The organism is Rhodoligotrophos appendicifer, from assembly GCF_007474605.1.
Lineage (GTDB): Bacteria > Pseudomonadota > Alphaproteobacteria > Rhizobiales > Im1 > Rhodoligotrophos > Rhodoligotrophos appendicifer.
This window is the reverse complement of record NZ_VHKL01000001.1, coordinates 324,844-348,598: the sequence shown is the minus strand read 5'-3', so window position 1 is coordinate 348,598 and position 23,755 is coordinate 324,844. Positions and strand designations below refer to the sequence as shown.

Below are 23,755 nucleotides of genomic sequence, written 5' to 3'. Positions count from 1 at the left end.
AACCAAAGATTTTTGAGAGGGTTTGGCCAAGCTGCGCTTTTGCGACACCGGGCTGGATCGTCTATATCACGTTGGACAACAGCGCCGACGCGGTCGCAGAGTGATCCACGAATTGGCGACATGACAGGACTATGAGCACTTATCTCCAGCATCTTCCAAGGCTGACGCGGTTGCGGATGTTCGAGGCGGCTGCCCGATTGCAGAGCTTCACCCTCGCGGCGCAGGAGCTCAAGATCACCCAGGCCGCAGTCAGTCAGCAGGTGCGTATTCTCGAGACTGAATTGGGCGTGAACTTATTCGTGCGCTTGCATCGTGGCCTTGAACTCACCGAGAACGGGCATGCGATGTTTCGCACGGTCACGTCGGCGCTGTCCCAGATCGCCCATACGGCTGAGGCGCTGCGCTCCGCGAGCCGGCCCCCCGTGATCCGCATCGGGGTCACGTTTGCCGTCGCCACCTTCTGGCTCATTCCCCGGCTTCCTGCTTTTCGAGCCGCGCATCCCGGGATCGAGGTGCACCTTACGGCCACGGACCGAGGCTTCAACAACGTGGCGGACCAGGTCGATATCGGCGTCGCCTTCGGAGACGGTTTCTGGCCAGGCTTCACACCAACACTCCTCAAGGAGAGCATCGTCTTTCCGGTCTGCTCGCCAGCGTATGCGAATGATCGTCCTGGGTTGCGGGATGTCGGAGATCTGATGGAAGAGACACTTCTGCGCATGGACGACGATCGACCGGGACGGCTCGATTGGCCCGAGTGGTTTGCGGCCCTCGGCGTCGATGGAAGCCGCGCGGCCCGCACTCTCAAGTTCAACAGCCATCCCCTGCTGATTCAGGCAGCTTGCGAGGGGCAAGGCATCGCATTGGGCTGGAGCGTTCTGACCGACGACCTGATTGCCTCGGGTAAACTCGTGAGACCCATCGAAGCGAGCTTGCAGAATCCGAAGGGCTTCTTCTTCGTGGAGCGGCTGGGGAAGACGAACAGGGAATCGCAGCTGTTTAAGGACTGGATCGTCCAGAACTTCTAGCCAACAGCGCCTGTCCCGCTTCCAAGACGGCTTTCGCAAGGCCGATCTTCGCGTCCATATCCGACATCAGCGTCTGCGCGAGCACCGGTTGGATGCCGGCGTTCCGGACGCGCTCGGCCAATGCATGATCCGCGTCCTCGAGAAGATAGGCATCGAGAAGGCTTCCGTAGCGTTCGGCGACCGTCGCGGCATCGACCTTGAGGCCCAACTCACCCATCATCTTGGCCGTTGGGCCCTTCACCGCCTGGCCGCCGATAATCGGTGTCACGCCCACCACCGGCGCGGGAGAGGACTCGATCGCAGCGCGCAGCGTCGGTACTGCAAGGATCGGATCAATGCTCAGGAATGGGTTCGACGGGCAGATCACGATCAGTTCGAGAGCGGGGTCGGCCAGGGCAGCAAGAAGCTCGGAATTGGGCCTGGCGGCGGCAGCTCCCTCGTAGCGTAGGCCTTTCACTCTCGGGACACAGCGGCGCTCGACGAAGTAATTCTGCATCGGGAGGGCGCCGACTTCGGTCTCCACGACTGTGGTGACCTCATCATTCGTCATCGGGATCAAGCGGAAGGGGACAGAGCAGCGCCTTGCGATCTCGTCGGTCACCTCGGTGAGGCTTGCGCCCTCATTGAGGCGATGGGTTCGCCAGACATGAAGCGCCAGATCCCGGTCGCCCAGGTTAAACCACACGGGACCGCCGAGGGTGCCGAGCATATCCATGAAGGACCAGGTTTCGTTGGCCTGACCCCAGCCGGTCACGGGATTGCTGCGCCCCGTAGAGGCGTAGATCAGCGTGTCGATATCCGGGGAGACATGGAGGCCAAGGTGTTTGAAGTCGTCACCCGTATTGGCCACGACCAAGAGGTCATCACCCGCGATCAGGGACGCTAGACCCGTGACAAGCTTACTGCCCCCCACGCCTCCCGAAAGGGCCACCACCTTAGGCAAATGCAATCTCCAACTCGAAAGCTCCGTTAACGGAAAAGATCCATGTTCTTGGGGCGAGCCAGCGCAGCGGCTGGCCGCTCCGGCCCGTCCCAATCGAAATCGGTGCGGATGATTACCACAGGTAGTCCTTCGTTTCCCTGACCCTGGAGCAGCGATGCGGTCGCTGCCAGCTCGTCGCCAATGGCCTCCTCGCTGACCATCAGCGTCCGCCCATAGAGATCGGGCCGACCCCGCAAATCAAGCAGCGCGGGGAGACCGCTCGATCCGATGGCGGTGCCGGTGGTTCCCATCCGCCAGGGCCGACCCAAGCTGTCGCCAATGATCAGCCCGACGTTCAGTCCCAGGCGCAAGAAGATCGCCTCTCGCAACTTGCGACAGCTTTCATCGGGATCTTGAGGGAGAAGCAGGATGAAATCATCTGTCCCGCCACCATCGATGTTGGAACGGTCGATACCGGCATTGGCCATGATCGCTCCACAATGGTGGGCGGCAATGACGATGCCTGGCGCCACCCGGAGGATCTCGACTGATTCTTGAAGGATCACCTCGACGAACCTGGGGTCCTTGCCGCTCGCAGCCGCGATCTCCTTGGCGCGGTTGGAGGGGCGCACTGTCTTCAGATCTACGAGCCGACCTTCCGACTTGGAAATGATCTTCTGGGCGACAATGATCTTGTCGCCTTCGAGCAGGGGCCGGTCCATGGCATTGGCGGCATCAATGATCATCTGAGCCACGTCATCGCCTTGGCGGACCATCGGAAAATCGGCCAGGGCATACGCAATGAGGGTCGGCATCAATCGCTCGTTCGATCAGGCAGGACAGCGTTCGAGCGCTTGTCTACCACCGACTGTGCTCCTGACAAACTGCGGCGCAGTCCACAGCCATTGCTCAAGGAGGGCGAAGGCTGGTGGGATCATTAGTCCGGTTGCTTCTTTTCCTCAGGTTTCAGAATGGGTGCGTGAGCCCTGTGATGAGATCGAAGAAGCCTCGAACGCCTCTTCCGCCGCCGCTCGAGTGCCCATCTGCCGATGAGGGCCGCGAGGAAAAGAACGCAGACTGCGAACGCTAAGACCAACATTTCCATATCCTCACCTGTGCTCTATCATAGTGCAATGCAACACAAGTAGCCACAAGCGAGGAGAGTTTAGTTGCGCTGCGAAATGGAAAGCCGTCCCATGATGACATCGACCTTCAGCGCTCGCAGGGTTATCCCCAGCGTCGCAAGGGTGAGATTCTTTCGAGAAGCCAGTCGAACAGGAGCTCAGCTTGGGAGCTCCCTCCCGGAGATCGTTCCTACCGCCGGCCGACGGCGACGGGTCGAGGTATGATGTCCGCGCTCACGAGAGTGTCCATGGGCTCTTCAAGGGGAAAGTGACAGCGAAAGGTTCGGTTTCCCGAGCTTGTTGTGGTCAGTGGGGGTTCCTGCCGATGACAGAGATCGCGAACGCGGGGGCAGCGGGAGGAAAAGGCGCAACCGGGCGGCCGGTGCAATATGCTGGGAATCTCACCCTTTATCTCGATGTCGGTGCGGCGCCGGTCAGGATCGGGCTTGGGTTCGGCGTCCAGCAGGATCTTCGTGTATGGGTGGCGGGGACCTCGGAAGATGTCGGCTGTGGGGCCGCTTTCGACGATGCGGCCGAGATACATGATGATCAGATTATGGGCGAGGTGGCGGACGACTGCGAGATTGTGGGTCACGATGACATAACCCAGGCCGCGCTCACGCTGCAGCCGCACAAGCAGGTTTAAGATCTGTCCCTGGATCGAAACGTCCAGCCCTGCCGTAGGCTCGTCGGCGAGGATTAGTTTCGGGACCAGCGCCAGCGCGCGGGCGATGCCGACGCGGCGCGCCTGGCCTCCGGAAAGTTCATGCGGATAGCGGTCTTCGATCTGCGCCCCGAGTCCGACCGTATGCAACAATTCGGCGATTTTGGCGCGTTTGTCGGCGACGGGTACGCCCTGAATTCGGAAGGGCTCGAGCAGGAGCGAGCCCACCCTAAGACGTGGACTGAGCGAGGCAATGGGATCCTGAAACAGCATCGCCATTTCACGGCGCGCTTGGCGGTAGGAGCGGTCGGTCGTGCCGAGCTCCTGGCCCTGGAGGAGCACCCGTCCGCGATCATGGTCCACCAGGCCGTTGACGGCTCGGATTACCGTGGTCTTGCCCGAACCCGACTCCCCTACGACGCCCAAGGTTTCTCCCGCGCGAAGGGAAAAGGAGATATCGGCGACGATATCAAGGGTCCGGTTGGCGCGCAGTGAGAGTCCGCCGGAGACGGGGAAGCTGACGGATAGCTCCTGAACCTCAAGCAAGGTCATGACAGGTCATCCGATGGCACCGTGCGACGTGAGTTTCCCCAAGATCAATGTCCGGCGGACGGGAGACCGCGCAGACCGGGAGAACGTCCGGACAGCGTGGAGCGAAGGCGCATCCCACTGTCAGAGAGGCCAGGTCCGGGACCTCGCCTTCGATCGTCGGAAGGGTGTCGAGTCGATCAGAGATCGTCGCGGGATCGCAGCGGAGCAGAGCCTTTGTGTAGGGATGGCTCGGCCGATGGAAGATCTGGTGGACCGTCCCCTGTTCCACGATTTCAGCGGCATACATCACGGCGACGCGGTCGCAAAGCTCAGCGATGACGCCGAGCTGGTGCGAGATGATGACGATCGAACCATGGAAATCCTTCCGAAGCTCTCGCAGCAGGTGAATGATCTGCGCTTCCATGGTGACGTCCAGGGCCGTTGTCGGCTCATCGGCGACAAGCAGGCTCGGATTGGTCAGAAGGGCCGCCGCAATCGACATTCTTTGCCTCATGCCGCCAGAAAATTCATGAGGAAAACCGTTGAGCCGGTGCGCCGCATCGGCGATGCCGACGCGCTCAAACTTGGCGATGATCTCGCGGCGGCGGGCAGCGGGATTGAGGTCGGTCCGGTGGTGCATGTAGTCGGCAATCTGATCACCTATCCGCTTGATCGGGTTGAAGGTGGTCATGGGGTCCTGGAACACCGTCGCGATGGAACTCCCGCGGATCTGACGCATCTGGCGCGGCGTCATCCCCCACAGATTTAGACCGTTCAGGAAGATTTCTCCAGAAAGCTGGGCCGTGTCGGGGAGCAGCCCCGTAATTGCGGCGGCCAGAGTGGACTTGCCACAGCCGCTTTCTCCCACGATGCCGAGAACTTGACCGGCGTTGAGGGTGAAAGAGACGTCACGCAGCGCGTGGATGTCACCGGCACCCGAGGCATAGGTCACGGAGAGGCTGCGAATGTCGAGGAGCGGCGGCGTCATAGACCGTCGCTCCGCTTCAATCGCGGATCCAGCGCATCACGCAGGGTCTCACCGAGAAAAGTGAAGCCCAGGGTCGCCAGAACCAGGGGCACGCCACCCGCGATGATCAGCATGGGGGTGTCGCGAATGTTGCTGTAACCCTCATTGAGGATCGTTCCCCAGCTGGCCTGAGGCGGCCGAATGCCGATCCCGAGGAAGCTCAGCCCCGCCTCCAGCATGATGACTACCGGAATGTCCATGCTCACAAGGATCAGCAGCGGCCCGACGACGTTGGGGAGGACATGCACGAAGATGATCCGCGGCGTGCCGGCTCCCAGGGAACGTTCCGCCAGAATGTGCTCGGCACGCTTCATGCTCAAGGTCTGAGCGCGGATGAGCCTCGCATAAGCGGGGATGGAAACGGTCACGATGACCAGGACAAGAGTAAATGTGCTGGGGCCGAGCACGGTGATCATCGCCAAGGCCAGCATGATCATCGGCAAGGAGCTTACGGAATCGAAGACGAGGACGAAAATAGCGTCGAGCCACCTTGGTCCATAGCCCGCCAGCATACCGAGTACCAAGCCAATCGAGGCCGCGATCACCATGGAAATCATGGCTACGGATACCGCCACGCGGGTGCCATAGATCACGCGAGAGAGAGTATCGCGACCCAGGCTGTCCGTTCCCAGCCAGTGCGACCAGCTGGGGCTGGCGAGTTTGTGGAGGACATTGATCTTCAGCGGGTCATGGGGCGCGATGAGCGGCGCGAAAATGGCAATCAGGAGGATCGTTGCGACAATGCCGAGGGCAAAAGCGCCGACAGGGTCCCTGATGAGACGATGCAGGAGTTGTGCTTGACGAGGCCGGGGCCGGGCTGGAGAAACAGAGGCCACGGCCAAGCGTTCGGGAGGCACCGTAAGATTTTCCGCAAGGTTATCTGAGGGCATCACGGACCCTTGGATCAATTCCGGCAATCAGCAGATCGGCAGCGATCGTTATGGCAACGTAGATGGCGGTCATGACCAGGACGGCGCCCATGACGACCGGGTAATTCCGGGTGAGAACAGCGCTATATGTCAGACTGCCGATGCCCGGGCGGGAAAAGACGATCTCGGCAAAGACCGAGCTCGACAAGATGCCTCCAAGCCCCACTGCAACGAGGGCGATCGTGGGAACAATGGCGATGGGCAGGGCGTAACTGAATATAATGCGGCTCTCGCTCAGTCCGAATGCGCGCGCGGTCCTGATATGAGTCTCGCTCATGACCTCGAGCATGGACGCGCGCACCAGGCGTGCGAGATAGCCGACCCAGCCGAGGCCGACAGCAAAGGCTGGCAAGATCAGGGCGCGGAGCTGACTTCCGATGTCGCCAGCCCGGCCGGCGCCCATGGCGGGTAACCACCGCAGCTGAACGGCAAAGATCAGCAGGGAGCAGAGCGCCACCACGAAGGAGGGCAGGGCGATGACGCTTACGGACAAGATCCCCGTCAGCCGGTCTATGAAACTGCCGCGATAAACAACCGCCAGGCAGCCGAGGGGAATTCCGAGGATCAATGCCCAGCCAAGGGAAGCGATGGCCAAGATCAGGGTGTTGGGAAGCGTCTCGGCGATGATGGTGGAGACTTCCCGTCGTCCGACGACATCCAGGCCGAGGTCACCTTGAAGAACCCTCGCGAAAAAACTGCCGATCTGGATGTAGAGTGGTTGGTCCAACCCCATCCGCTCCCATAAGGCGGCGCGCATGGCCGGGGTTGCCCGCGGGCCGAGAGCGACGGTGGCAGGATCCCCCGGGATGACGTAAACGGCCGAATACATGACCAGCATCGTGAACAAGAGGATCACGATCCCGAGGAGCACGCGTTTGGCCGCATAGCGGATCATCGCTACATCCCGTCTCGAGGGATCGAGCGGCGGTCGGTCCGATCCAGCACGAGGCTGCCGTCATCATAGGCCGTCAGCCGGCAATCGATATGGAAAACTTCAGCCGAAGCGGTGAGCCGGGTCCGCGTGCGGATCTCGATATTGGCATCTCCGCTGCGATAGGCGATGGCGTAATCACCTACGACTTCTGCGGAAAGAGGATCGTCGCGGCAGATTGTGAAGCTCTCGACGAGCCGGGACTCCTGAGTGATGGCATAGTCGTCGAGACGCGTCGCGCCGTGATCGCTGTCGACGACTATTGTCACCGTGCCGGATCCCGCATCTTCGGTAATCGTGCGGCGAGTATAGGCGGGGCGAAGGACCGTCGTCACGGCATGAGCCGCGTGGCGCGAGGTGCCCAGGTCCCGGAGCTCCAGGTCCTCCGGCCGAGACGGTCGCTGCGGTAGGGTGAGCTTGCAGCCGTCGAGTTGCAGGTCAACAGCCGCGGCAAAGGGCTGGGGAAAGAGGACGGGCCAATAGGTGGTCGACACCGCGACGCGGATCCGGTGCCCAGCGGGTATGCGATAGGCGATGTCGTTGAGCTTCACCTGTGCCGTGTAGCGGTGCCCCGGCTCCAGAGCGCGTATTGTTTGGTGGTTATCGGCGTGGGCGAGGTTGAGAACGCCATAGGTTATCAGAGCGGAGGTCCCGTCGGGGGCGACATTGCACAGCCTCACGGCGAGCTGCGCGCAGGGAGTTTCGCTGGTAAAGGCGATGTCGAGAGTGGCCGCACCAAGGATCTCCAAATCATCGTCCAGGGGTGGAGACGTGAAGGACGCGGCTATGCCGTCTTCGGCGCGCTGATCGATGGCCATGTCCGGCGATGTACCGCCATACCCTCCCCAGCGCCCCGATTCTATCCCCGCCGTCTGGGGAGTCGAAACGAGACGGCTGCCCGTTCCGATGCCGTGCTCCGCCAGCCGGTCATGATCGGTCAGGGCGAAATTCCGGAGGATGGTTCGCGGTGATGGCCAAGTCGGCTCGGCCACCCACCGGCCAGGATGCTCCAGGTAATACGGCTTCGGATCGTGAGGCTCCATCAGCCAGACCCGGTAGGTCGGCTCATCCATGATCCCGGTCTCTTCTTCGTACAACCAGTGGCGCCACCAGCGAACGGCCTCGCCAAGATAATCGATCACCGGCTCGGGTGAACCCTGATAGGGGTAATCATGTGACCAGGGTCCCACGAGGCCCTTCTTCGGACCGGTCAGGTTGGCCAAGAGGCGAGGGACGGCGTTCGAGTAGCTGTCGTCCCAGCCGGCAATCGCATAGACCGCGCATTGGATGCGACTATAGTCCTCGCAGACCGATCCCTGCTTCCAATACTCGTCGCGACGCTGGTGGCTGAGCCAGGTTTCCAGCCAGGGGCGATTGGCATCGAGCCGATCACGCCACATCTCGCGCCATCGTTCGCCGACGATCTGAGGATCGGGCGGCAGTGCGTTGTAGCTGTACATGACCGCAGACCAGAGCGGGTTCTCCGTCAGAAGACAGCCGCCCATGTAGTGAACGTCATCGGCATAGCGGTCATCGGCGCAGCACAGAGCGAGAATGGCCTTCAAAGGCTTTGGACGATGGGCTGCGACCTGCAGTGAATTGAAGCCACCCCAAGAAATTCCGGTCATCCCGACGTGGCCGGAGCACCAGGGTTGGGAGGCGATCCAATCAATGATTTCCAAGGCGTCGTTCTGTTCTTGCGGCAGATATTCGTCGCGGAGCAGGCCATCGGACTCGCCGGATCCCCGAAGATCGATGCGGATACAGGCGAAGCCATGGGCTGCCACATAAGGATGCATGTTGGCGTCGCGGAAGATCGTTCCGTTTCGGCGCCGGTAGGGGATCATCTCGATCACGGCCGGCACGGGATCCATCTCGGCCGTTTGCGGCAGCCAGATCGTCGCCGCGATCCGTGTGCCATCGCTCAGGGGAACGAAGACCGTGTCCCTCGTTTCAATCGCTTGACTGGGTTCATTTGACGACGCCATCCGAACCTCCTCCGGTCTAACGAAAGGAGGATAAGGATAACTGTACGAGTGTTCAATAAATATTGTGGCGACCTTCGTCAGGGGTCACCGGCACAAGACCATCCGCTGGTGTTAGGGTAACTCCACCGCAATCTCCGACAGCTCCGGCGCCTTTTTCAGCAACCCACGTTTGACCAGAAAATCAGCGAAGCGCCTATAGCGACTGTGATCGAGCGCCGCCGGCCGTTTGGCGAAGCGTGGAAGCGTATCGGCCCAAGCCTGCTTGTTGAGTGCATCGTCGAGAGCAGGATAGGCAGCGATGAAGAGCTTCCAGGCCTCATCCGGATGATTGGTCAGATAAAGCGCTCCCTTCTCCAAGGCCTCGAGAAAGCGCGGCAGCCGATTATCCGCCACAAGCTCGGGTCGGGTGACCAGGATCAACTCGTCATAGGCCGGCACACCATGGTCCTCCGGGTAGAAGGATTTGCCTTGATGGCCTTCCAGCTTCATTTGGGTCAGTTCGAAGTTGCGGAAGCCGCCGATGGTGGCGTCGACCTTCCCTCCGATCAGGGACGCTGTAAGAGCAAAGTTGACATTGACCAGCTGGACGTCGTCCAAGCTTAAGCCGCCGCTTGCCAGCATCTGCTCCAGCAGGGTCTGCTCGAATCCCGAGACCGAGTAGCCGATGGATTTTCCCTTGAGATCGGCGAGGCTGCGGATCGGCCCGTCGGCCAGTACCGTAATGCTGTTGAGCGGCGTTTCAACGAGAGTACCGAAGCGGACGAGGTCTACGCCGGCTTGGTTATCGAGATAGAGATTGGGCTGATAATGAATGCCGATGTCGGCCTGGCCCGCAGCCACCAGGCGCGGAACGGCTGAGGGATCAGAGGGCGCGATCAATTCGACCTCAAGTCCTGCTGCCTTGAACAGCCCCAGCCTGTCGGCCACGACCAAAGGTGCGTGATCGGGATTGACGAACCATTCGAGAAGGACGGTGAGCTTCTCAGCCGCCTGTGTCGGAGCGCTGAGGAAAAGCGGGAGCATGAGGCAGGCGACTAGGAACGCGCGTTTGTTCATTCGATAGTTCCTCGATGGATGCAGTGGAGGGATCATTGATCGTTCGCCCATGGAATGAGGCGTGGCGCCAACTGGTCGACGAGATGGCGCAATGCGAGGCTGAGAATGGCAAGCACGGCCATGGCTGCGAAGACCGTGTCGGTCTGCATGCGGGCATTGGCCTGCACCATGACGAAGCCCAGTCCCGATGAGGCCCCCACCCATTCCCCGATGACAGCGCCAAGGGGAGCAAGAGGGGCAGCCACACGGAGGCCGGACAGGAGCCCGGGCATTGCGAGGGGCATACGGACATAAAGGAGCGTCTGCCAATGCGTGGCGGTCGTGAGAGCGGCCGCGTCGATCAAATAGGGGTCGGTACGGCGCAATCCATCGGCGAATGCCGAGGTGACCGGGAAGAAAATGATGATCATCGCCATGATCACCTTTGAGGCGATGCCGAAGCCGAACCAGACGACAAGAAGCGGGGCGATGACGAAGACCGGAAAAGCTTGAAGAACAAGCAGCGCCGGCCAGACCAGCCGGCCTAACTTGGGAAATGCCGCCATTGCCAAGGCGGAGAGAGCGCCGAAGGAGACGCCGAGGACGAAACCCAGCAGGATCTCGGTGAGGGTCACGAGGCTGTTGCTCAGGAGGAATTCCGGCTGACGCTGAAAGGCGGCGAGCACGTCCAGCGGTGACGGGAAAATGTAACGCGGCGGTGCGAATAGCCAGATTGCCCCCTGCCAGATGACCAGGAGCACGGCTGTCGTCCTGGCCATGTCGCGGAACTGGGAGATCACGGCCGATCCCGTTGCCGACACATCCGGGTTGCGCCTCTATCCATCGATGTCGTGCGACTGGCCATCGGCCCCCTCGTCGGCGGGGGCGGGCGCGGGTGAAACGCTGTGAGCGGAACGATCCCGAGCGACTCCCTCCGCCAGCATGATCTGGTTCAGGTTCGAAGGGTTCTTCTCAGCCCGCCTTGCGGTGGGCGCCCCCGTCTCTCATCGGACTTTATCGCAGAGCGCAGGGGACGTGTCATCGCAAAAATACGGCTGCTGACGGCACCTTGTCCGCGTCTTTGTGCAAACAGACGCCTCGTCACTCCTCTGAGACGGATCGGCCAGGGCATTGCCGATCAGCCACTCCGCGCTATATTCCATACAGCTTTCAAGGAGGGCGCAAATGACTGAAGCCAAACTCCCAAAGAACCTGCCGGACTGGATGGTCGAGCATGCCGAGCGGTATCTCGCAAGCGGGGGAACCGAAGGGCATATGCATAAGGCGACGCTCCCGGAGCGCGGCGAGATCATCGTCCCCTCACTGCTGCTGACCACCACTGGCCGCAAATCTGGAGAGAAGTTCCTGTTCCCCCTGTATTACGGTTCTGAAGGCGGCAGCTACTTCGTCGTGGCGTCCAAAGGTGGTGCTCCTGAACACCCCGGATGGTACCGCAATATCCTCGTCGATCCGGATGTGGAGATCCAGGTCGGGACTCAGAAGATCAAGGCTCGCGCCAGGACGGCGACGGGCGAGGAGCGCGAGAGACTTTGGAAGAAGGCGCTGGAATTCTGGCCGCCTTACTCTGATTATCAGTCGAAGACAGAGCGCGAGATCCCTGTGGTGGTCCTGGATCCTATCCATTAGGGCAGGGGGATCGGACTCAGCCGCCGGCTCAGTCCGATCTGGATCGCCTATTTTGAGCCTTCGACGGCCGAGGCGCCACGCTTGGGTCGGCGGACGGTCCTGACCTTGCCGGTATTTCCGCCTCCGCAGAAAAAACGATCGCCGGAATCAGCTTCAAGTCCCGATATTCCTGCACCGACGGGCATTTCGAGACTTTCCAGCACTTCGCCCGTCTTCGGATCTATTCGTCTCAAATCGCTTTCATCACCTTCCCAGGTGGCATGCCAGAGTTCACCGTCGACCCAGGTTACCCCCGTGACGAAGCGGTCGGAGTCGATAGTGCGAAGAATCTCGCCGGTCTGAGGGTCGACTTGGTGGATCTTTCGGTCACGATACTGCCCGACCCAGAGGGTGCCCTCCGCCCACGCGAGCCCTGAGTCACCGCCGCCGCCAGGCGCTGGGATCGTCTTCAGCACGTGCCCCGTCTTCGGATCGATCTTCTGGATCCGATCCTCAGCGATCTGGAAGAGGTACTGACCATCGAACGCCGTTCCCGCATGAGCCTCGACGCCGATTGATGCCCGCGGCGTCCCGTCGTCAGGGTCGAAGGCGTTCAGTTTGTCGCCGGATGCAAACCAAACGTGCTGACCATCGTAGGTGACACCATGCACATGATCGGCGCCTGGGAATGGCCCGTATTCACGAAGGATTTCAGCTGCAGATCGTTTCATGACCCTCTTCTAGTCACTCGGCAGCGGGCCCGGGAGTAACAAGATTGTCGGGAAACCCGGAGGAGCCGGAGTGAGCCACCGTTGCGCGCGGCCGCGGCCGAAAGATTGGACCCTGCCGGTCCTGGCAAGCTCGCCGAGCGCCCGCTGAACGGTCCGAGGACTTGTGCCGAGCGCGATCGCGAGGGACGAGCTGGACCACGCCTCGCCATCTGACAGCATTGCGAGCAAAGAGCCGTGCCCCTCCTCGAAGGGTGGCGCCAAAACGCCGACCTCACAGGGCTGGTGCGGGACCAGGGCAAAGCCTTTCGTCGTGGCTCGGACATCTGCCATGTCTTGAAGTTCCGTGCGCAACCGCCCGATGTCGACCCGCAGGCGCGCCCGATGAGACTCGTCGGTATGCTTTGCTTTGAAGGCGAGAGCCAAGAGCCTGCTTCTCGATACATCGTTTGGCCAAGCCTCACCGAGAGCGCGGGCAAGCGCGAACAAGACCGGACGCGTCGCGAGCGAAATGTGCCTTCCCGCCTGGCGCACGAGGTGCCGGCAGGCATCTATGACAAGCATCTCCGAGGCCAGCAATGCTTCAACCTCAGCGAGCGAAATGAGCCTGTCCTTGCCCCCCGCAATCATTCGCGCCGCAGGAGTGTCCAGCGTGCGCGCCGCCCTCTGAACCGCTGTCATCAGCGCAGTGATGTCAGCTTGCCGGGCAGCTTTTTCAGCTCGTGCGAGAGCCCCACGCGCCGTCTTTGTCCGGAGGCGCCGCATCGCTATGCCGGCGACGACCAGCTCATGAGCTGCCCGCAAGGCCGGTGGAAGCGGTGTTGCATCGAAATCGGCGAGGGACTGCTCGGCCTCGTCCAGGCGTCCGATCAGCAGCAGACGCCTGCTGTGGAGGGTGCGGGCGTGGGCGACGTTGACGTGATCGCCATGTGCCTCAAGCGTCCTCCGTGCGGCTAGCAGTGCCTTTGGCGGCCAGCTCAGGTCTCGCGAGGCGAGGGCGATCTCTGCCTCGGCGATGATGCAGCGGGCACGGGGCACAGCTTGTTCCGGACCAAAATCGCGCGCCGCCTCCCGCAGGAGGGATTTGGCGCGTGCGAGTTCACCGAGTTGCGCCATGGCGATGCCACGGAGCGCAAGGGCAAAGGGATCATCGCGCAAAGCAACTCGCTTCAAAGCGCCAATGGGATCGCCGGCTGCCAGGGCGCGTCCCGCAGCCGTGATCATCGAGTCCATGGGAATCCCGTCACACTTGTCACTCTCACCAGTCGAGTTTGGGTGCCAGAAAGACCTCGTGACCGAAATGACCTCCGAACCGCCGGTGTGGATCGGTTCGGAGAAAGCGGATCAGCACAGGTTAGGAGGTTTCGAGCGTCATGACCATAACAGCCGAAAGCGAACGAGATGACGGACGTCTTGCTCCGTGGAGACCACCGGTCGTCGCTGCGCAATCCTGGGAGGAGGCCTGGAGGGCGCTGCTGACAAAGGAAAAGGCCCACACACTGGCACGAGACGCACTGGCCGCGGAGCGTCGGCGGATGCCTTGGATGGCGGTGGATAAGGAGTATGTGTTCGAGGGGCCGACGGGAAAGGTCAGCTTGCTCGATCTCTTCGCCGGCCGACGCCAGCTTATCGTCTATCGCGCGTTCTTCGAGCCCGGGGTGTTCGGCTGGCCCGATCATGCTTGCCGCGGCTGCTCCATGGTGGCCGACCAGGTTGCACATCTTGCTCATTTGAACGCCCGCGACACGACACTGGTTTTCGTCTCGCGTGCTCCACAGGCCGACATCACCCTGTTGAAAGCGCGCATGCGCTGGGAGATGCCGTGGTTCACCATCACGGACAGCTTCGATGCTGATTTCGGGGTCGGCGAATGGCATGGGACGAACGTGTTCTTCCGGGAGGGCGCACGCGTCTTCCGCACCTATTTCATCAACAATCGCGGGGATGAGCAGATGGGTGGCACCTGGAATTACCTCGACATCACGCCATTGGGCCGGCAGGAGGCATGGGAGGATTCCCCCGCAGGCTATCCTCAGACACCGGCCTACAAGTGGTGGAACTGGCACGATCGCTATGTTCCAGATGCTGAGCCCGACCAAAAATGGGTGGAGGTGTCGGACGTTGGAGAGGCCGCATTCCGCGCTCAGAAAGGTGAGCCTTCGACCATTAACTCCTGCGGGTCCTGCAGCGCGGAGGAGGGATGACCCGCCGGTGGAAGGCCAATCGTCTCAGTGCCGCGAAGGCCTTGGGTCTCGCCGCTTCGCCGACCTTCGCCGTCATGGCCCTGCTCACGGCGATGCTGCCCAGTGGCTCTTCCCAGGTGATCTGTTCCATCGAGGAGGCGTCGATGGCACATGGAATGGTCATCATGTATCTGCTGATGACCGCCTTCCACGCATCCCCGTGGTTGACGATGATCCATGGGGAAGGCGCCAGACGTCCGATCAGCGAGCATAAGCCTTAGATTGCCAGAAACTGCTCGATCCAGATCGTACCACAGCAGGTAGGCGAATGACTTTACCCTGGATGCAGGTCCCCCGATGACGGACGCCCTATGAGACTGTCTATGCCGATCAAGCCAAAGCGACTTGACCAACGGGCATTTGACGCGTCTCACTGACTAAAATGGTTCCAATCTGGGGAAGGTCAGCCGATCCGTGATGCGTACACGTTTGCCGTCGATGATGAGCCTCAGGGCGTTCGAAGCTGCCGCCCGCCATCTCAGCTTCACGCGCGCGGCAGTCGAGTTGAACCTCACCCCTACCGCCATCAGCCACCAGATCAAGAATCTGGAAGAGACGCTTGGAGCCCGTCTCTTCGTGCGCAACAACAATGCGATCGCGCTGACGCCGGGAGCCGAGACCTATCTGCGATCGGTGCGGACGGCGATCGTTGAAATTGCCTCGGCCACGGATCGCGCGGCGGACCAGAACGAGGAGAATCTGCTCACCGTACAGTGCCTGGGCACCTTTGCGATCAAGCGGCTGCTGCCTCAACTGCATGATTTCCGGCAGCGTTATCCGTCCATCGCGCTACGGCTCAGAACCATTCAGCTCTTCGAGAACACGCTGCATCACGAGTTCGACGTGGCGATCTGGCATGGGGCGGGAGAATGGGCCGGCGTGACGGCCGACAAGCTCGGTACTGAGGACGTGTTCCCGGTCTGCAGTCCGCGAGTGCTCGCCAATGGTCCGAAGCTCAATAAACCTGCGGATCTGGCGGGGCATACCATCATCCGGACGGCATCGATGATCCTGCGCGACGAATGGCCGTTTTGGCTGGAGGCCGCGGGTGCTCCGGATCTTCAGTTCAGTTCGGAGATCGCCTGCGACTACCTGATCACCTCGCTCCATGCTGCGATCGATGGCCTGGGCATCATCCTCGGGCGCTCGGGCGTCGTCGGACCAGATCTGGCCAGCGGCCGGCTCGTGGAGCCGTTCTCCGTGCGCGCGCAGTCCGCCTTCGGCTATCACCTCGTGACACCCGCCCACAGCAACAAGTCGCGCAAGGTCGAGCTGTTCAGGGAGTGGTTGCTGGAGCGCCTGGAGGTGACCCCTGCACTGCAGGGGGCCGAGGCGTAGAACCGCGAGGCATCAGTCGGCTGGAACGACCTCCTGGGTGAAGGTATCGACCAAGGCCGGCGAGCCTTGCTCCGTGTGATCCGGGAAGCGATCGCTCACATCGAGGTTGAAGATGCGCTTTGCGTTCAGGCCCAGGATGTTGCGCTTCGATTTCTCGGTCAGGAACGGCAGGTCCCAGATCGTGCTCGGAAGATCCATGTCCCAATGGGGATAGTCCGATGAATAGAGCAACTGCGTATCAGCATTGATCATCTTGAAGGTCAGTTCCAGGGCCTCCCGGTTGTTGACCATCTCCATGGGCTGCGTGGTGTAATACATGTCGCGCATGTATTCGCTCGGCAGCTTTTTCAGCGCGGGCGCCTCGGAAGTGCGCATCCGATAATCGTTGTCGAGGCGCTGCATCAGCCAGGGGATCCAGGCCAAGCCCGATTCGATCCAGATCACCTTCAGCTTCGGAAACCGTTCCGGCAGGCCATTCACGATCCAGTTTGCGCAATGGACCGCGTTGAAAAAGGTGAACCCGACGGCATGAGCGGTGATGAAGCGGTTGGTCAGCGAGACCAGTTGGTCGTTCCAATGGTAGGAGGCATGGAAGGAGAGAGGCAGCCCCATTTCCTCCAGCAACGCATAGGTCTTCATATAGGCATTGTCATAAACGGGCTTGTAGCGCGTGGAGACGACCATGAAGCCGATAACGCCGGGCTTACCGCCATATTCCTTGACCATCTGATAAGTGGCCTCAGGGTCGTTGAACGGGAGGTAGAGCATGGAGCGCAGGCGCGAGTTTGACGGCAGGATATTGTCGGTGATCCAGCGGTTATAAGCCCTCGCCATGCCGACTTCGACCTCGGCTTGCGGGTGAAGACCCAGAAACAGCATGGGCGTCGGGAACAGACAGGCATAGTCGACACTCAGGGCATTCATCCAGCGCAGGGTCTGCTCGACCTCACGGGGACGGTCGGTGAGGGGAATCTTCTCGCCCTTGCGCTCCAGATAGCGCGTCACCCTCCCGCCGACATCCTGATAACCCGGCTGGTCCATCAAAACCGCGCTCGGGCCCTTATAGGCAAAAGTGTTGAGCGCAATTTGCTTGAGGACCGGATCCTCAATGTATTCGAGGATCTCCGCGAAGTTGTCGGTCTCGTAATGGTGGCAATCGACATCGATGATCAGCACGTCGTCCAGCTTGCGCGCATCTGCCTGGACTCGCGCATTGGCAAGATGTTCGCCGGTGTGAAACCCTTCGATATTCATGTCGAAGTTTGGAGTGCTTGAGCGGAAAAGCATCTTTCTGTCCTTAAGCTATCGAGTCCCCGACCAGGATTGCCACATGCCGAGCTCGAAGATTTCGAGGTTGGACGCCTTGAGCATGGCAGAGGCCGTGACCAGGACCGCCGTCGCGCTGACGGCTTCGGGCGCGCGTCCGCAGTCGATCCGCTGACCGGCATCGAACTTGGCGCCATGGATTTCGACCAGCGTCCACATCAATTCCCGCAAGGCGTCTTCGGGAAGGTCCAGTGGGCCCTGTCGCTCGACCAGACTACGCAGCCGGGCGACCAGGGCATTCATCTCCGCCGCGGTTGCCGTCGTCTCGTCGACCGGCTCAGAGGCCCGGGCAAGATTGTCAAAGGACGACATAGATGCCCTCATCGCGTTCGATCGTCTTGAAGCGGCGCAGGGCGTGCTTGCCGTCGCCCGCACAGCGGCCCGTCTGGATGTCGAATTCCCAGCCGTGCCAGGGACAGACAAGATGAAGCTCGTCCTCGTTGAAGCGCATGCCCTGATAGGTCTTGTCGGGTGCGATGATCTCCTCGACCTTATGGACCATGAGGCCGGAGCACACCGGCCCGCCCTGATGGGGGCAGATGTTCAGGAAAGCATGCAGCTCGCCATTGGCCCGGATCACGCCGATTTCGTGGCCATTGCTGCGTATGAAGGTTCGCCCCCCTTCGGGAAGCTCGTCGGAACGCGTTACGTAAATTTCCGGCATGGGGAACTCCGCTCGGACCGGCTGTCGCTCCATTAATGGGCGGTCACAGCGGGGCTAAGCCAACGATGATTTCTGAAACGGTTGATGAGCAAAATTCAGCGAGTGCCTGGCTCCGCGGTCAGCGCACGACTCAAGAGTACGTCGAGGATCGGACAGGCGATGGTGACCTCTCGTCAACGTACTCTCAGCCTATGTCGGCCCCAGCAAAGCGGCTTGGAGCGCACACGTTCAAGACAGGTGTTGGTCGTCTCAAACCGCGGGCCGCCTCCGGCTGACCCGCGGTGCGATCCACGAACGTTCAGTCCGCTTTCCCGCCTTCTTCCTTGACCGCGATCGCAACCTGCTCACGGAACTCGTCCAGGACTTCCTTTGCGGGAATGCGGCGCTTCTCCAGGATCTCGGCCCATTCGTCGCCGAGCTTCGCGAAAGTCGCCGACAGTTCGTCTCCCTCCATCGCGTTAAAGTCTAGAAGGACCATGCCCTTCTCCTTGAACTCGCCGGCGAGGCGCGCCTCTTCTTCATCGAACATTGCACAGCCGCTCTTTGACACCTCTTCCCCGGCCTGGAGCATGGCTTTCTGCACATTCTCCGGCAGCGACTTCCATTTCTTGTCGGATATGGAATAGGTGATGGTGACGGACCCGAAATTCGCGCCTTGTGTGACGGTCTTGACGTCCTGATCAAGGCCGTAGGACTTGATGCTGGCATAGGGCAGCAACAGTCCGTCGATGGTGCCTTTCGACAGAGAATCGAAGATTTCTGGCGGGGTCATCCGCACGGGAACACCGCCAAGGGCTTTGATGCTGAGCTCCATCGGGCCGGGATTCGACCGGATCTTCAGCCCTTTCACATCGGCGAGCGTCTTTACGGGCGCGCGGCCTGAGAACGCCGCTTGATAGGGCGGCAGCACGACGGCGGCGAGCACCTTGATCTTATTGGGTGCGAATTCGCGTTGGTCGAGCAGTCCGCCCTCCTTGGTCAGGGCGTTGAGGGCGGCCGAGCCGGCACAGGCATTCGGATAACCCCCTGGAAGCTCGGCAACCGCGCTGAGAGGCATTTTCTCCGAGACGTAACTCGGGATGACATAGCCGATGTCGGTGAGTCCGGTCTGCACGGCGCTCAAAATATCGCGCGCCTTGCCCAACTGCTCAGCGGGGTAGTGCTCGAACTTAACCTGGCCATTGGTGAGCTCGGTCACCCGGTCCATGAAGGGCTTTCCAACCGCCCGGGTGATGACATGGCTGGCTGGCAGGGAGTCTGCCAATCTCAGGGTCATCTCCTGGGCCGAGGCCATGCCGACGGGGAGCATGAGGGGTAATGTTAGGGCAAGAGCTTTTATGTTCATCAATTTCCTCCTGTATATTTTGTTCGTTGTTTCGTGAGTTGAGACCGCTCAATTGGCGGTCGTGTTAGGCAGCCACATGACCAGCTGGGGGAAGATGACGAGCACGGCAATGACGATCAGGTGGGCGATGATGTGAGGCCAAAGGCCTGAGAAAACCTCGCCCAGCGGCCGCTTGGCGTACCGCGAAACGATAAAGGCATTGAGGCCGAGGGGTGGCGTGATCATACCGATCTCGGCGGTGACGACGACGATGACGCCAAACCACACTGGATCGAAGCCCAGGGCCAAGATCACCGGCACGGTGATCGGCACGGTCAGGATAAGCGTCGCCACCTGATCCATGAAGCAGCCCATGATCAGATAGACCAAGATGATCATGCTGAGGACAACATAGGGCGAGGTGTCCCAGCCGGAGACAGTGGCCACGAATGTTTGAGTGATCTGAGTGAGGGTCAGGACGACGCCGAAGATCTTCGCGCCAACAACGATCAGCAGAATCATGCAGCTGGCGCGCAGCGTCCGCGACATCGCGTCGGAGAAGGTGGACCAGTTCAGCTTGCCTTTCATCACCGTGATGAGGAGGGCGCCGGCCGCTCCCAGGCCAGAGGCCTCGGTGGGGGTCGCAATTCCGAGATAGATGACGCCGGTAACCATGAAGAGCAGGAGGAGCATGGGCCAGATCTCGGCCATGGCTCGGATCTTGTCCGCCATTCTCCGCGGGTTGGAGGCCGGAGCCAGGCTGGGATCCCGCCACAGCAGAAACTGGACGGTCAAGATGATGGCCAGCGTCACGATGATGCCCGGGATGATGCCTGCAATGAGCAGGCGGGCGATGCTGACTTCAGCGATGATGCCGTAAAGGACGAGAGCGAGGCTCGGCGGGATGAGCATGGCGAGGGTGCCGGAGACGGCGACCACGCCGCAGCTGAATTTCGGGTCGTAGCCCGCCCGCATCATCGCCGGTATGGAGGTTGAGGACAAAGCTGCAGCGGCGGCCGTGCTCGAGCCGGAGATCGCGCCGAAGCCCGCGCCAGCCAAGGCGGTGGCGACCGCCAACCCGCCGCGGATGCGACCAACCCAAATGGAGACGGCTTCGAACAGCCGTTCCGCAACGCCGCTGACGACGATCAGCTCGGCCATCAGGATGAACATCGGAATCGTGATCAGCTCGTAAGAGTGCGTGACCGAGAGTGGGATCGTCTCGATGATTCCCATCATCGCGCCTGGTCCGACTGAGAGCGCGATTCCGCCCATGCCGATGGTGGCCAGAGCGATGCCGACGGGCATGCCGATGGCAAGCGCTGCAAAGAGTGAGAGGATGATGAAAGGGGCCATGGAAATCGTCGCCTTCGATCACAGGATCGGTGGTTCGTGGGGGGCGGCGGTGTGCGGCACGGCCGGTCCGGCGGCAAGCTCGTAGATGGCCACGCCGAGGCGAACGCCGCTGAGGACCAGAGCGGGCAGAGTTCCAATCGGCGCCAAGAGATAGCCGGCCCAGATCGGCCAAGGGATCAATCCGGCCATGACTTCACCCTGGGCGGCGCTTTCGACCGCCGCCACCAAGGTCACGTAGAACATCAGGCCAAAAAAGACGGTAGCCGCGATATAAATGATGACGTCGCACAGCGACTTCGCGCGTCCGCCGAGGCGTCCGTAGAGGATGTCGACTGCGACGTTCTCATTGTGGCGGAGCGTGTCGGCGAGACCGAAGAAGAAAACGCAGGCCATCAAATAGAGCGAGATCAGGTCGAAGGCCCAGGTCAGCGGGGAATTGAAGGCATAGCGAAGGACGACGTCGATCGTCAGCAGCGCCATGATGAGCAGCAGGGCTGCCCAGGCGATCATGGCGAGAAGTTGATCCACCTTCCGGCCGATCCAGACGAGCGTAGATCGGCCTCCTTGGCCTGGAGAATAAACACAGGGATCACTTGCGCCGGTGCTGCTGCTCCGAGCGGCATCCACGCTCGCACTCTCTTCTCCCACACTTCCTCCAAAAGCCTCTTTTTCTTGTTTTTGATTGATGGGCGGAGCCATCCCTCCTTGTGTCTAGGGTGAGACTGCCCGGCTGCCGTTGCCGGGATCAAACGAAAGTCTGTAGGGGTCCCCATGATGATTTCTCATGGACCGATAGAACATTTCTTTCTGCGGGAGGCGGGAAGCGCGTCCCATCGCAGCGCTGTCCACGGGCGGAGAGTCCATTGTTGCTGATCAGATGGGCCGATATTTTCCGGTGCGTGTCGGGAAGGATGTCGTTCGTTCGTCTAAACGGAAAGACGCTCACGGAGCGACAACAGAAGAAAGCATGCCGCCAAGCTTTCGTAGAGGCGGCACACTGCACGAGCCCAACGAACTGAATCGGAGAGAAATGACATGTCCAAACTCGTTACCTGCGTGTGGTTCGACCACGGAGAAGCAAGAAAGGCGGCAGAATTCTATGCGGCTACATTTCCCGACAGCCGTGTCGGCCAGACCATGTCGGCTGCAACCGACTATCCTGGAGGCCAGGAAGGCGACGAACTGACGTTGGAATTCACTGTGCTCGGCCGCCCGTTCCTAGGTTTGAATGGCGGCCCGGCATTCCGTCCAAACGAGGCGGTCAGCTTCATGGTGCTGACGGACGATCAAGAAGAAACAGACCGCTATTGGAACGCAATCGTTGAAAACGGTGGCAGCGAGAGCGATTGCGGCTGGTGCAAGGATCGCTGGGGCTTCTCCTGGCAGATCACGCCCAGGCGCCTGATGGACCTGATGACTGGTGCCGATCGGGAGAAGGCGAAGCGGACGATGGAGGCCATGATGACGATGAAGAAAATCAACATCGCGGCGCTGGACGCCGCCGCAGCGGGCTAAACCGGTCCTGGGCCGCGGCAGCCAGTCACTACATGTGGCTGGGGAGAGGCACAGAAAGAGGCAGAGGCGGAGCAGAAGGCACTTCTGCCCATTGAACGGAGATGCGGGATGAAGTTGCCAGCGGCACCTTTCGAGGTTTCACAATGGGCAGAGATCACAGCCGTTCAACTCGCGGGGGAGACGGGGGAGGCTCAGTCTCGCGAGGTTTCAGTTGCCGATATGCGGCTGAGACGAGTGGACTACTCGCCGAACTACGTCGCTGACCACTGGTGCGACCGAGGCCATGTGTTCTTTGTGCTGTCGGGGGAGATCGTGGTCGAGCTTCGGGACGGGCGTTCGTTTTCTCTGCCGGCAGGGACCAGCTTCCACGTATCCGATCATGGCGACGCTGCCCATCGCGTCCTATCACGCAGAGGCGCAGAGGTGTTCATCGTCGACTGATGCGACGGCCCGGCCATCCGGGCCGCCGGTTTTGCATCAGCGCCTGGGCAGGTCGCCGGCGCGCTCGCGCTCCTTCAGGGCAAAGCCGATCAGGTCGAGGATGATCCGTGCCGCAACCTGCCCGGTCAGGCCCGAGGTGTCATAGCAGGGCGCGACTTCAACAAGATCGAAGCCGATGACCTTGCCCTTCTTCGCGATGCCTTCCAGCAGCGCATTGACCTCATCATAATAGAGGCCTCCGGGGGATGGGGTGCCGGTGCCCCAGGCGATCGACGGATCGATGCCGTCGATGTCGATTGTCACGTAATACTGGTCGCATTGAGGGATGCGCCTCAGGGTCTCAGCGATCCCCGCAGCGCGGATTTCCTTCGGGCTCATGATGACGCTGCCATAGGCCCGGGCCGCATCGAAGTCAGACCGACCGCTTGAACCGATGCCGCGAATTCCCAGCTGGGCCATGCCGGTCACGTGGTCCATCTCAGAAGCGCGGCGCATGGGGCTGCCATGGCCGAAGCGCTGGCCAGCCTTCTGATCGACGAAGTCCAGATGCGCATCGATCTGAATGATGCCAAAGGGCCCCTGGTCAGCCAATCCCTGCAGGATAGGGATCGTGACGGCATGATCGCCGCCGATGCCGACCACCATACCGCCGCGGTCGGAGATCTCCTTCACGGCATCGCGGGTATTCTCGAAACAGGCCTGAAGATCGCCGTGAACCATGTCCGCGTCGCCGCAATCGACGATGCGCCACGGCTCGCCGAGATAGACATCGTCGCGCTCAGGGTCATAGGAGCCTCCGAGGCCGAAGGAGTAGATCGAGGAGGAATCTCGGACCCCCCGCGGCCCCATCTTCGCACCGGACCGATATTGAGTGGTCATGTCGAAGGGGATGCCCAGTATTCCGACGTCGGCATCAAAAGTCGAGAGATCGGTGAGGATGGGGAACTTGCCGAACGATGTGATGCCCGTGTAGGGCAGGTTGAGTTTCGGTCTTGCCATGGTGTTTCCTTCCTGA

The 23,755-nt window shown here is 61.0% G+C and carries 25 protein-coding genes and 1 riboswitch; of the genes, 7 read left to right on the top strand and 18 right to left on the bottom strand.

Annotated elements, in window-relative coordinates; translation table 11 throughout:
- Window positions 1-131 precede the first annotated feature (131 nt).
- Window positions 132-1,028 carry a LysR substrate-binding domain-containing protein gene (locus FKM97_RS01630; protein WP_143957391.1) on the top strand — a complete coding sequence of 299 codons (897 nt, stop codon included), beginning with the start codon at window positions 132-134 and terminating at the stop codon, window positions 1,026-1,028.
- Here the strand turns inward: FKM97_RS01630 and cofD are convergent.
- The 9 genes from cofD to FKM97_RS01585 form a co-directional block, all read right to left on the bottom strand.
- Window positions 1,000-1,962: a 2-phospho-L-lactate transferase gene (cofD, locus tag FKM97_RS01625; protein WP_246104923.1), complete on the bottom strand. Its 963-nt coding sequence runs from the start codon at window positions 1,960-1,962 to the stop codon at window positions 1,000-1,002. The two genes, FKM97_RS01630 and cofD, sit on opposite strands and share 29 nt — an antisense overlap.
- Window positions 1,963-1,997: 35 nt before the next feature.
- Complete coding sequence (cofE, locus tag FKM97_RS01620) at window positions 1,998-2,765, bottom strand: coenzyme F420-0:L-glutamate ligase (RefSeq protein ID WP_143957389.1); 768 nt, start codon at window positions 2,763-2,765, stop codon at window positions 1,998-2,000.
- Window positions 2,766-3,264: 499 nt separating this feature from the next.
- Window positions 3,265-4,290, bottom strand: a complete 1,026-nt coding sequence (locus FKM97_RS01615) for an oligopeptide/dipeptide ABC transporter ATP-binding protein (RefSeq protein ID WP_143957388.1) — start codon at window positions 4,288-4,290, stop codon at window positions 3,265-3,267.
- Window positions 4,277-5,257, bottom strand: coding sequence for an ABC transporter ATP-binding protein (locus FKM97_RS01610; protein ID WP_143957387.1), 981 nt, complete (start codon window positions 5,255-5,257; stop codon window positions 4,277-4,279). The genes FKM97_RS01615 and FKM97_RS01610 overlap by 14 nt, the downstream gene beginning before the upstream one ends.
- Entirely contained in the window at window positions 5,254-6,186 is a 933-nt protein-coding gene (locus FKM97_RS01605; protein ID WP_143957386.1) for an ABC transporter permease, read from the bottom strand. The genes FKM97_RS01610 and FKM97_RS01605 overlap by 4 nt, the downstream gene beginning before the upstream one ends.
- On the bottom strand, window positions 6,173-7,120 hold the full coding sequence (locus FKM97_RS01600; protein ID WP_143957385.1) for an ABC transporter permease: 948 nt from the start codon (window positions 7,118-7,120) through the stop codon (window positions 6,173-6,175). The genes FKM97_RS01605 and FKM97_RS01600 overlap by 14 nt, the downstream gene beginning before the upstream one ends.
- A gap of 2 nt (window positions 7,121-7,122) precedes the next feature.
- Window positions 7,123-9,144 carry a CocE/NonD family hydrolase gene (locus tag FKM97_RS01595; RefSeq protein WP_143957384.1) on the bottom strand — a complete coding sequence of 674 codons (2,022 nt, stop codon included), beginning with the start codon at window positions 9,142-9,144 and terminating at the stop codon, window positions 7,123-7,125.
- Between the two features lie 111 nt (window positions 9,145-9,255).
- On the bottom strand, window positions 9,256-10,200 hold the full coding sequence (locus FKM97_RS01590) for an ABC transporter substrate-binding protein (RefSeq protein ID WP_210244884.1): 945 nt from the start codon (window positions 10,198-10,200) through the stop codon (window positions 9,256-9,258).
- Window positions 10,201-10,232: 32 nt separating this feature from the next.
- Window positions 10,233-10,958, bottom strand: a complete 726-nt coding sequence (locus tag FKM97_RS01585) for an ABC transporter permease (protein ID WP_143957848.1) — start codon at window positions 10,956-10,958, stop codon at window positions 10,233-10,235.
- A 133-nt stretch (window positions 10,959-11,091) separates the two neighbouring features.
- Window positions 11,092-11,188: riboswitch (TPP riboswitch) on the bottom strand.
- 176 nt (window positions 11,189-11,364) lie between these two features.
- Here FKM97_RS01585 and FKM97_RS01580 point away from each other — a divergent pair.
- Window positions 11,365-11,826: a nitroreductase family deazaflavin-dependent oxidoreductase gene (locus tag FKM97_RS01580; RefSeq protein WP_205014647.1), complete on the top strand. Its 462-nt coding sequence runs from the start codon at window positions 11,365-11,367 to the stop codon at window positions 11,824-11,826.
- A 47-nt stretch (window positions 11,827-11,873) separates the two neighbouring features.
- Here FKM97_RS01580 and FKM97_RS01575 read toward each other — a convergent pair whose 3' ends face one another.
- Together FKM97_RS01575 and FKM97_RS01570 are read right to left on the bottom strand one after the other, a co-directional pair.
- Window positions 11,874-12,536 carry a Vgb family protein gene (locus FKM97_RS01575; protein WP_143957383.1) on the bottom strand — a complete coding sequence of 221 codons (663 nt, stop codon included), beginning with the start codon at window positions 12,534-12,536 and terminating at the stop codon, window positions 11,874-11,876.
- Between the two features lie 9 nt (window positions 12,537-12,545).
- Window positions 12,546-13,766, bottom strand: a complete 1,221-nt coding sequence (locus FKM97_RS01570) for a helix-turn-helix domain-containing protein (protein ID WP_143957382.1) — start codon at window positions 13,764-13,766, stop codon at window positions 12,546-12,548.
- A 140-nt stretch (window positions 13,767-13,906) separates the two neighbouring features.
- Between FKM97_RS01570 and FKM97_RS01565 the strand changes: the two genes are divergently transcribed.
- The 3 genes from FKM97_RS01565 to gcvA all read left to right on the top strand — a co-directional run bounded on the left by FKM97_RS01565 (window position 13,907) and on the right by gcvA (window position 16,114).
- On the top strand, window positions 13,907-14,737 hold the full coding sequence (locus FKM97_RS01565) for a DUF899 domain-containing protein (protein ID WP_143957381.1): 831 nt from the start codon (window positions 13,907-13,909) through the stop codon (window positions 14,735-14,737).
- Window positions 14,734-14,997: a hypothetical protein gene (locus FKM97_RS01560; protein WP_143957380.1), complete on the top strand. Its 264-nt coding sequence runs from the start codon at window positions 14,734-14,736 to the stop codon at window positions 14,995-14,997. The genes FKM97_RS01565 and FKM97_RS01560 overlap by 4 nt, the downstream gene beginning before the upstream one ends.
- A gap of 196 nt (window positions 14,998-15,193) precedes the next feature.
- Window positions 15,194-16,114: a transcriptional regulator GcvA gene (gene gcvA / locus FKM97_RS01555; protein WP_205014645.1), complete on the top strand. Its 921-nt coding sequence runs from the start codon at window positions 15,194-15,196 to the stop codon at window positions 16,112-16,114.
- Window positions 16,115-16,126: 12 nt separating this feature from the next.
- Here the strand turns inward: gcvA and FKM97_RS01550 are convergent, their stop codons facing one another.
- From FKM97_RS01550 to FKM97_RS01525, 6 genes are all read right to left on the bottom strand, one after another.
- Complete coding sequence (locus tag FKM97_RS01550) at window positions 16,127-17,401, bottom strand: amidohydrolase family protein (protein ID WP_143957378.1); 1,275 nt, start codon at window positions 17,399-17,401, stop codon at window positions 16,127-16,129.
- Between the two features lie 15 nt (window positions 17,402-17,416).
- Window positions 17,417-17,752 (bottom strand): hypothetical protein, encoded by a 336-nt coding sequence (locus FKM97_RS01545; RefSeq protein WP_143957377.1) that lies wholly within the window; start codon window positions 17,750-17,752, stop codon window positions 17,417-17,419.
- Window positions 17,739-18,104: a Rieske (2Fe-2S) protein gene (locus tag FKM97_RS01540; RefSeq protein WP_143957376.1), complete on the bottom strand. Its 366-nt coding sequence runs from the start codon at window positions 18,102-18,104 to the stop codon at window positions 17,739-17,741. Before FKM97_RS01540 ends, FKM97_RS01545 begins: the two co-directional genes overlap by 14 nt.
- A 298-nt stretch (window positions 18,105-18,402) precedes the next feature.
- A complete protein-coding gene (locus tag FKM97_RS01535) occupies window positions 18,403-19,449 on the bottom strand; it encodes a TRAP transporter substrate-binding protein (RefSeq protein WP_143957375.1) in 1,047 nt (348 codons plus the stop codon).
- Between the two features lie 48 nt (window positions 19,450-19,497).
- Window positions 19,498-20,784 carry a TRAP transporter large permease gene (locus tag FKM97_RS01530; protein ID WP_143957374.1) on the bottom strand — a complete coding sequence of 429 codons (1,287 nt, stop codon included), beginning with the start codon at window positions 20,782-20,784 and terminating at the stop codon, window positions 19,498-19,500.
- An 18-nt stretch (window positions 20,785-20,802) separates the two neighbouring features.
- The gene (locus FKM97_RS01525) at window positions 20,803-21,312 is read right to left on the bottom strand and encodes a TRAP transporter small permease subunit (RefSeq protein WP_170240683.1); all 510 of its coding nucleotides are present in this window, start codon (window positions 21,310-21,312) and stop codon (window positions 20,803-20,805) included.
- A gap of 507 nt (window positions 21,313-21,819) precedes the next feature.
- On the opposite strand from FKM97_RS01525, the gene FKM97_RS01520 reads away from it, so the two are divergent.
- A complete protein-coding gene (locus FKM97_RS01520) occupies window positions 21,820-22,299 on the top strand; it encodes a VOC family protein (RefSeq protein ID WP_143957372.1) in 480 nt (159 codons plus the stop codon).
- Between the two features lie 108 nt (window positions 22,300-22,407).
- A complete protein-coding gene (locus FKM97_RS01515) occupies window positions 22,408-22,740 on the top strand; it encodes a DHCW motif cupin fold protein (RefSeq protein ID WP_143957371.1) in 333 nt (110 codons plus the stop codon).
- 36 nt (window positions 22,741-22,776) lie between these two features.
- Here the strand turns inward: FKM97_RS01515 and speB are convergent, their stop codons facing one another.
- Entirely contained in the window at window positions 22,777-23,739 is a 963-nt protein-coding gene (gene speB / locus FKM97_RS01510; RefSeq protein ID WP_143957370.1) for an agmatinase, read from the bottom strand.
- Window positions 23,740-23,755 lie beyond the last annotated feature (16 nt).

Bases quoted from the DNA above. Each gene is read 5' to 3' on its own strand.
- FKM97_RS01630 (WP_143957391.1), top strand. From the start codon at position 132: ATGAGCACTTATCTCCAGCATCTTCCAAGGCTGACGCGGTTGCGGATG.
- cofE (WP_143957389.1), bottom strand. From the start codon at position 2,765: ATGCCGACCCTCATTGCGTATGCCCTGGCCGATTTTCCGATGGTCCGC.
- FKM97_RS01615 (WP_143957388.1), bottom strand. From the start codon at position 4,290: ATGACCTTGCTTGAGGTTCAGGAGCTATCCGTCAGCTTCCCCGTCTCC.
- FKM97_RS01610 (WP_143957387.1), bottom strand. From the start codon at position 5,257: ATGACGCCGCCGCTCCTCGACATTCGCAGCCTCTCCGTGACCTATGCC.
- FKM97_RS01605 (WP_143957386.1), bottom strand. From the start codon at position 6,186: ATGCCCTCAGATAACCTTGCGGAAAATCTTACGGTGCCTCCCGAACGC.
- FKM97_RS01600 (WP_143957385.1), bottom strand. From the start codon at position 7,120: ATGATCCGCTATGCGGCCAAACGCGTGCTCCTCGGGATCGTGATCCTC.
- FKM97_RS01595 (WP_143957384.1), bottom strand. From the start codon at position 9,144: ATGGCGTCGTCAAATGAACCCAGTCAAGCGATTGAAACGAGGGACACG.
- FKM97_RS01590 (WP_210244884.1), bottom strand. From the start codon at position 10,200: ATGAACAAACGCGCGTTCCTAGTCGCCTGCCTCATGCTCCCGCTTTTC.
- FKM97_RS01585 (WP_143957848.1), bottom strand. From the start codon at position 10,958: ATGGCCAGGACGACAGCCGTGCTCCTGGTCATCTGGCAGGGGGCAATC.
- FKM97_RS01580 (WP_205014647.1), top strand. From the start codon at position 11,365: ATGACTGAAGCCAAACTCCCAAAGAACCTGCCGGACTGGATGGTCGAG.
- FKM97_RS01575 (WP_143957383.1), bottom strand. From the start codon at position 12,536: ATGAAACGATCTGCAGCTGAAATCCTTCGTGAATACGGGCCATTCCCA.
- FKM97_RS01570 (WP_143957382.1), bottom strand. From the start codon at position 13,766: ATGGACTCGATGATCACGGCTGCGGGACGCGCCCTGGCAGCCGGCGAT.
- FKM97_RS01565 (WP_143957381.1), top strand. From the start codon at position 13,907: ATGACCATAACAGCCGAAAGCGAACGAGATGACGGACGTCTTGCTCCG.
- FKM97_RS01560 (WP_143957380.1), top strand. From the start codon at position 14,734: ATGACCCGCCGGTGGAAGGCCAATCGTCTCAGTGCCGCGAAGGCCTTG.
- gcvA (WP_205014645.1), top strand. From the start codon at position 15,194: ATGCGTACACGTTTGCCGTCGATGATGAGCCTCAGGGCGTTCGAAGCT.
- FKM97_RS01550 (WP_143957378.1), bottom strand. From the start codon at position 17,401: ATGCTTTTCCGCTCAAGCACTCCAAACTTCGACATGAATATCGAAGGG.
- FKM97_RS01545 (WP_143957377.1), bottom strand. From the start codon at position 17,752: ATGTCGTCCTTTGACAATCTTGCCCGGGCCTCTGAGCCGGTCGACGAG.
- FKM97_RS01540 (WP_143957376.1), bottom strand. From the start codon at position 18,104: ATGCCGGAAATTTACGTAACGCGTTCCGACGAGCTTCCCGAAGGGGGG.
- FKM97_RS01535 (WP_143957375.1), bottom strand. From the start codon at position 19,449: ATGAACATAAAAGCTCTTGCCCTAACATTACCCCTCATGCTCCCCGTC.
- FKM97_RS01530 (WP_143957374.1), bottom strand. From the start codon at position 20,784: ATGGCCCCTTTCATCATCCTCTCACTCTTTGCAGCGCTTGCCATCGGC.
- FKM97_RS01520 (WP_143957372.1), top strand. From the start codon at position 21,820: ATGTCCAAACTCGTTACCTGCGTGTGGTTCGACCACGGAGAAGCAAGA.
- FKM97_RS01515 (WP_143957371.1), top strand. From the start codon at position 22,408: ATGAAGTTGCCAGCGGCACCTTTCGAGGTTTCACAATGGGCAGAGATC.
- speB (WP_143957370.1), bottom strand. From the start codon at position 23,739: ATGGCAAGACCGAAACTCAACCTGCCCTACACGGGCATCACATCGTTC.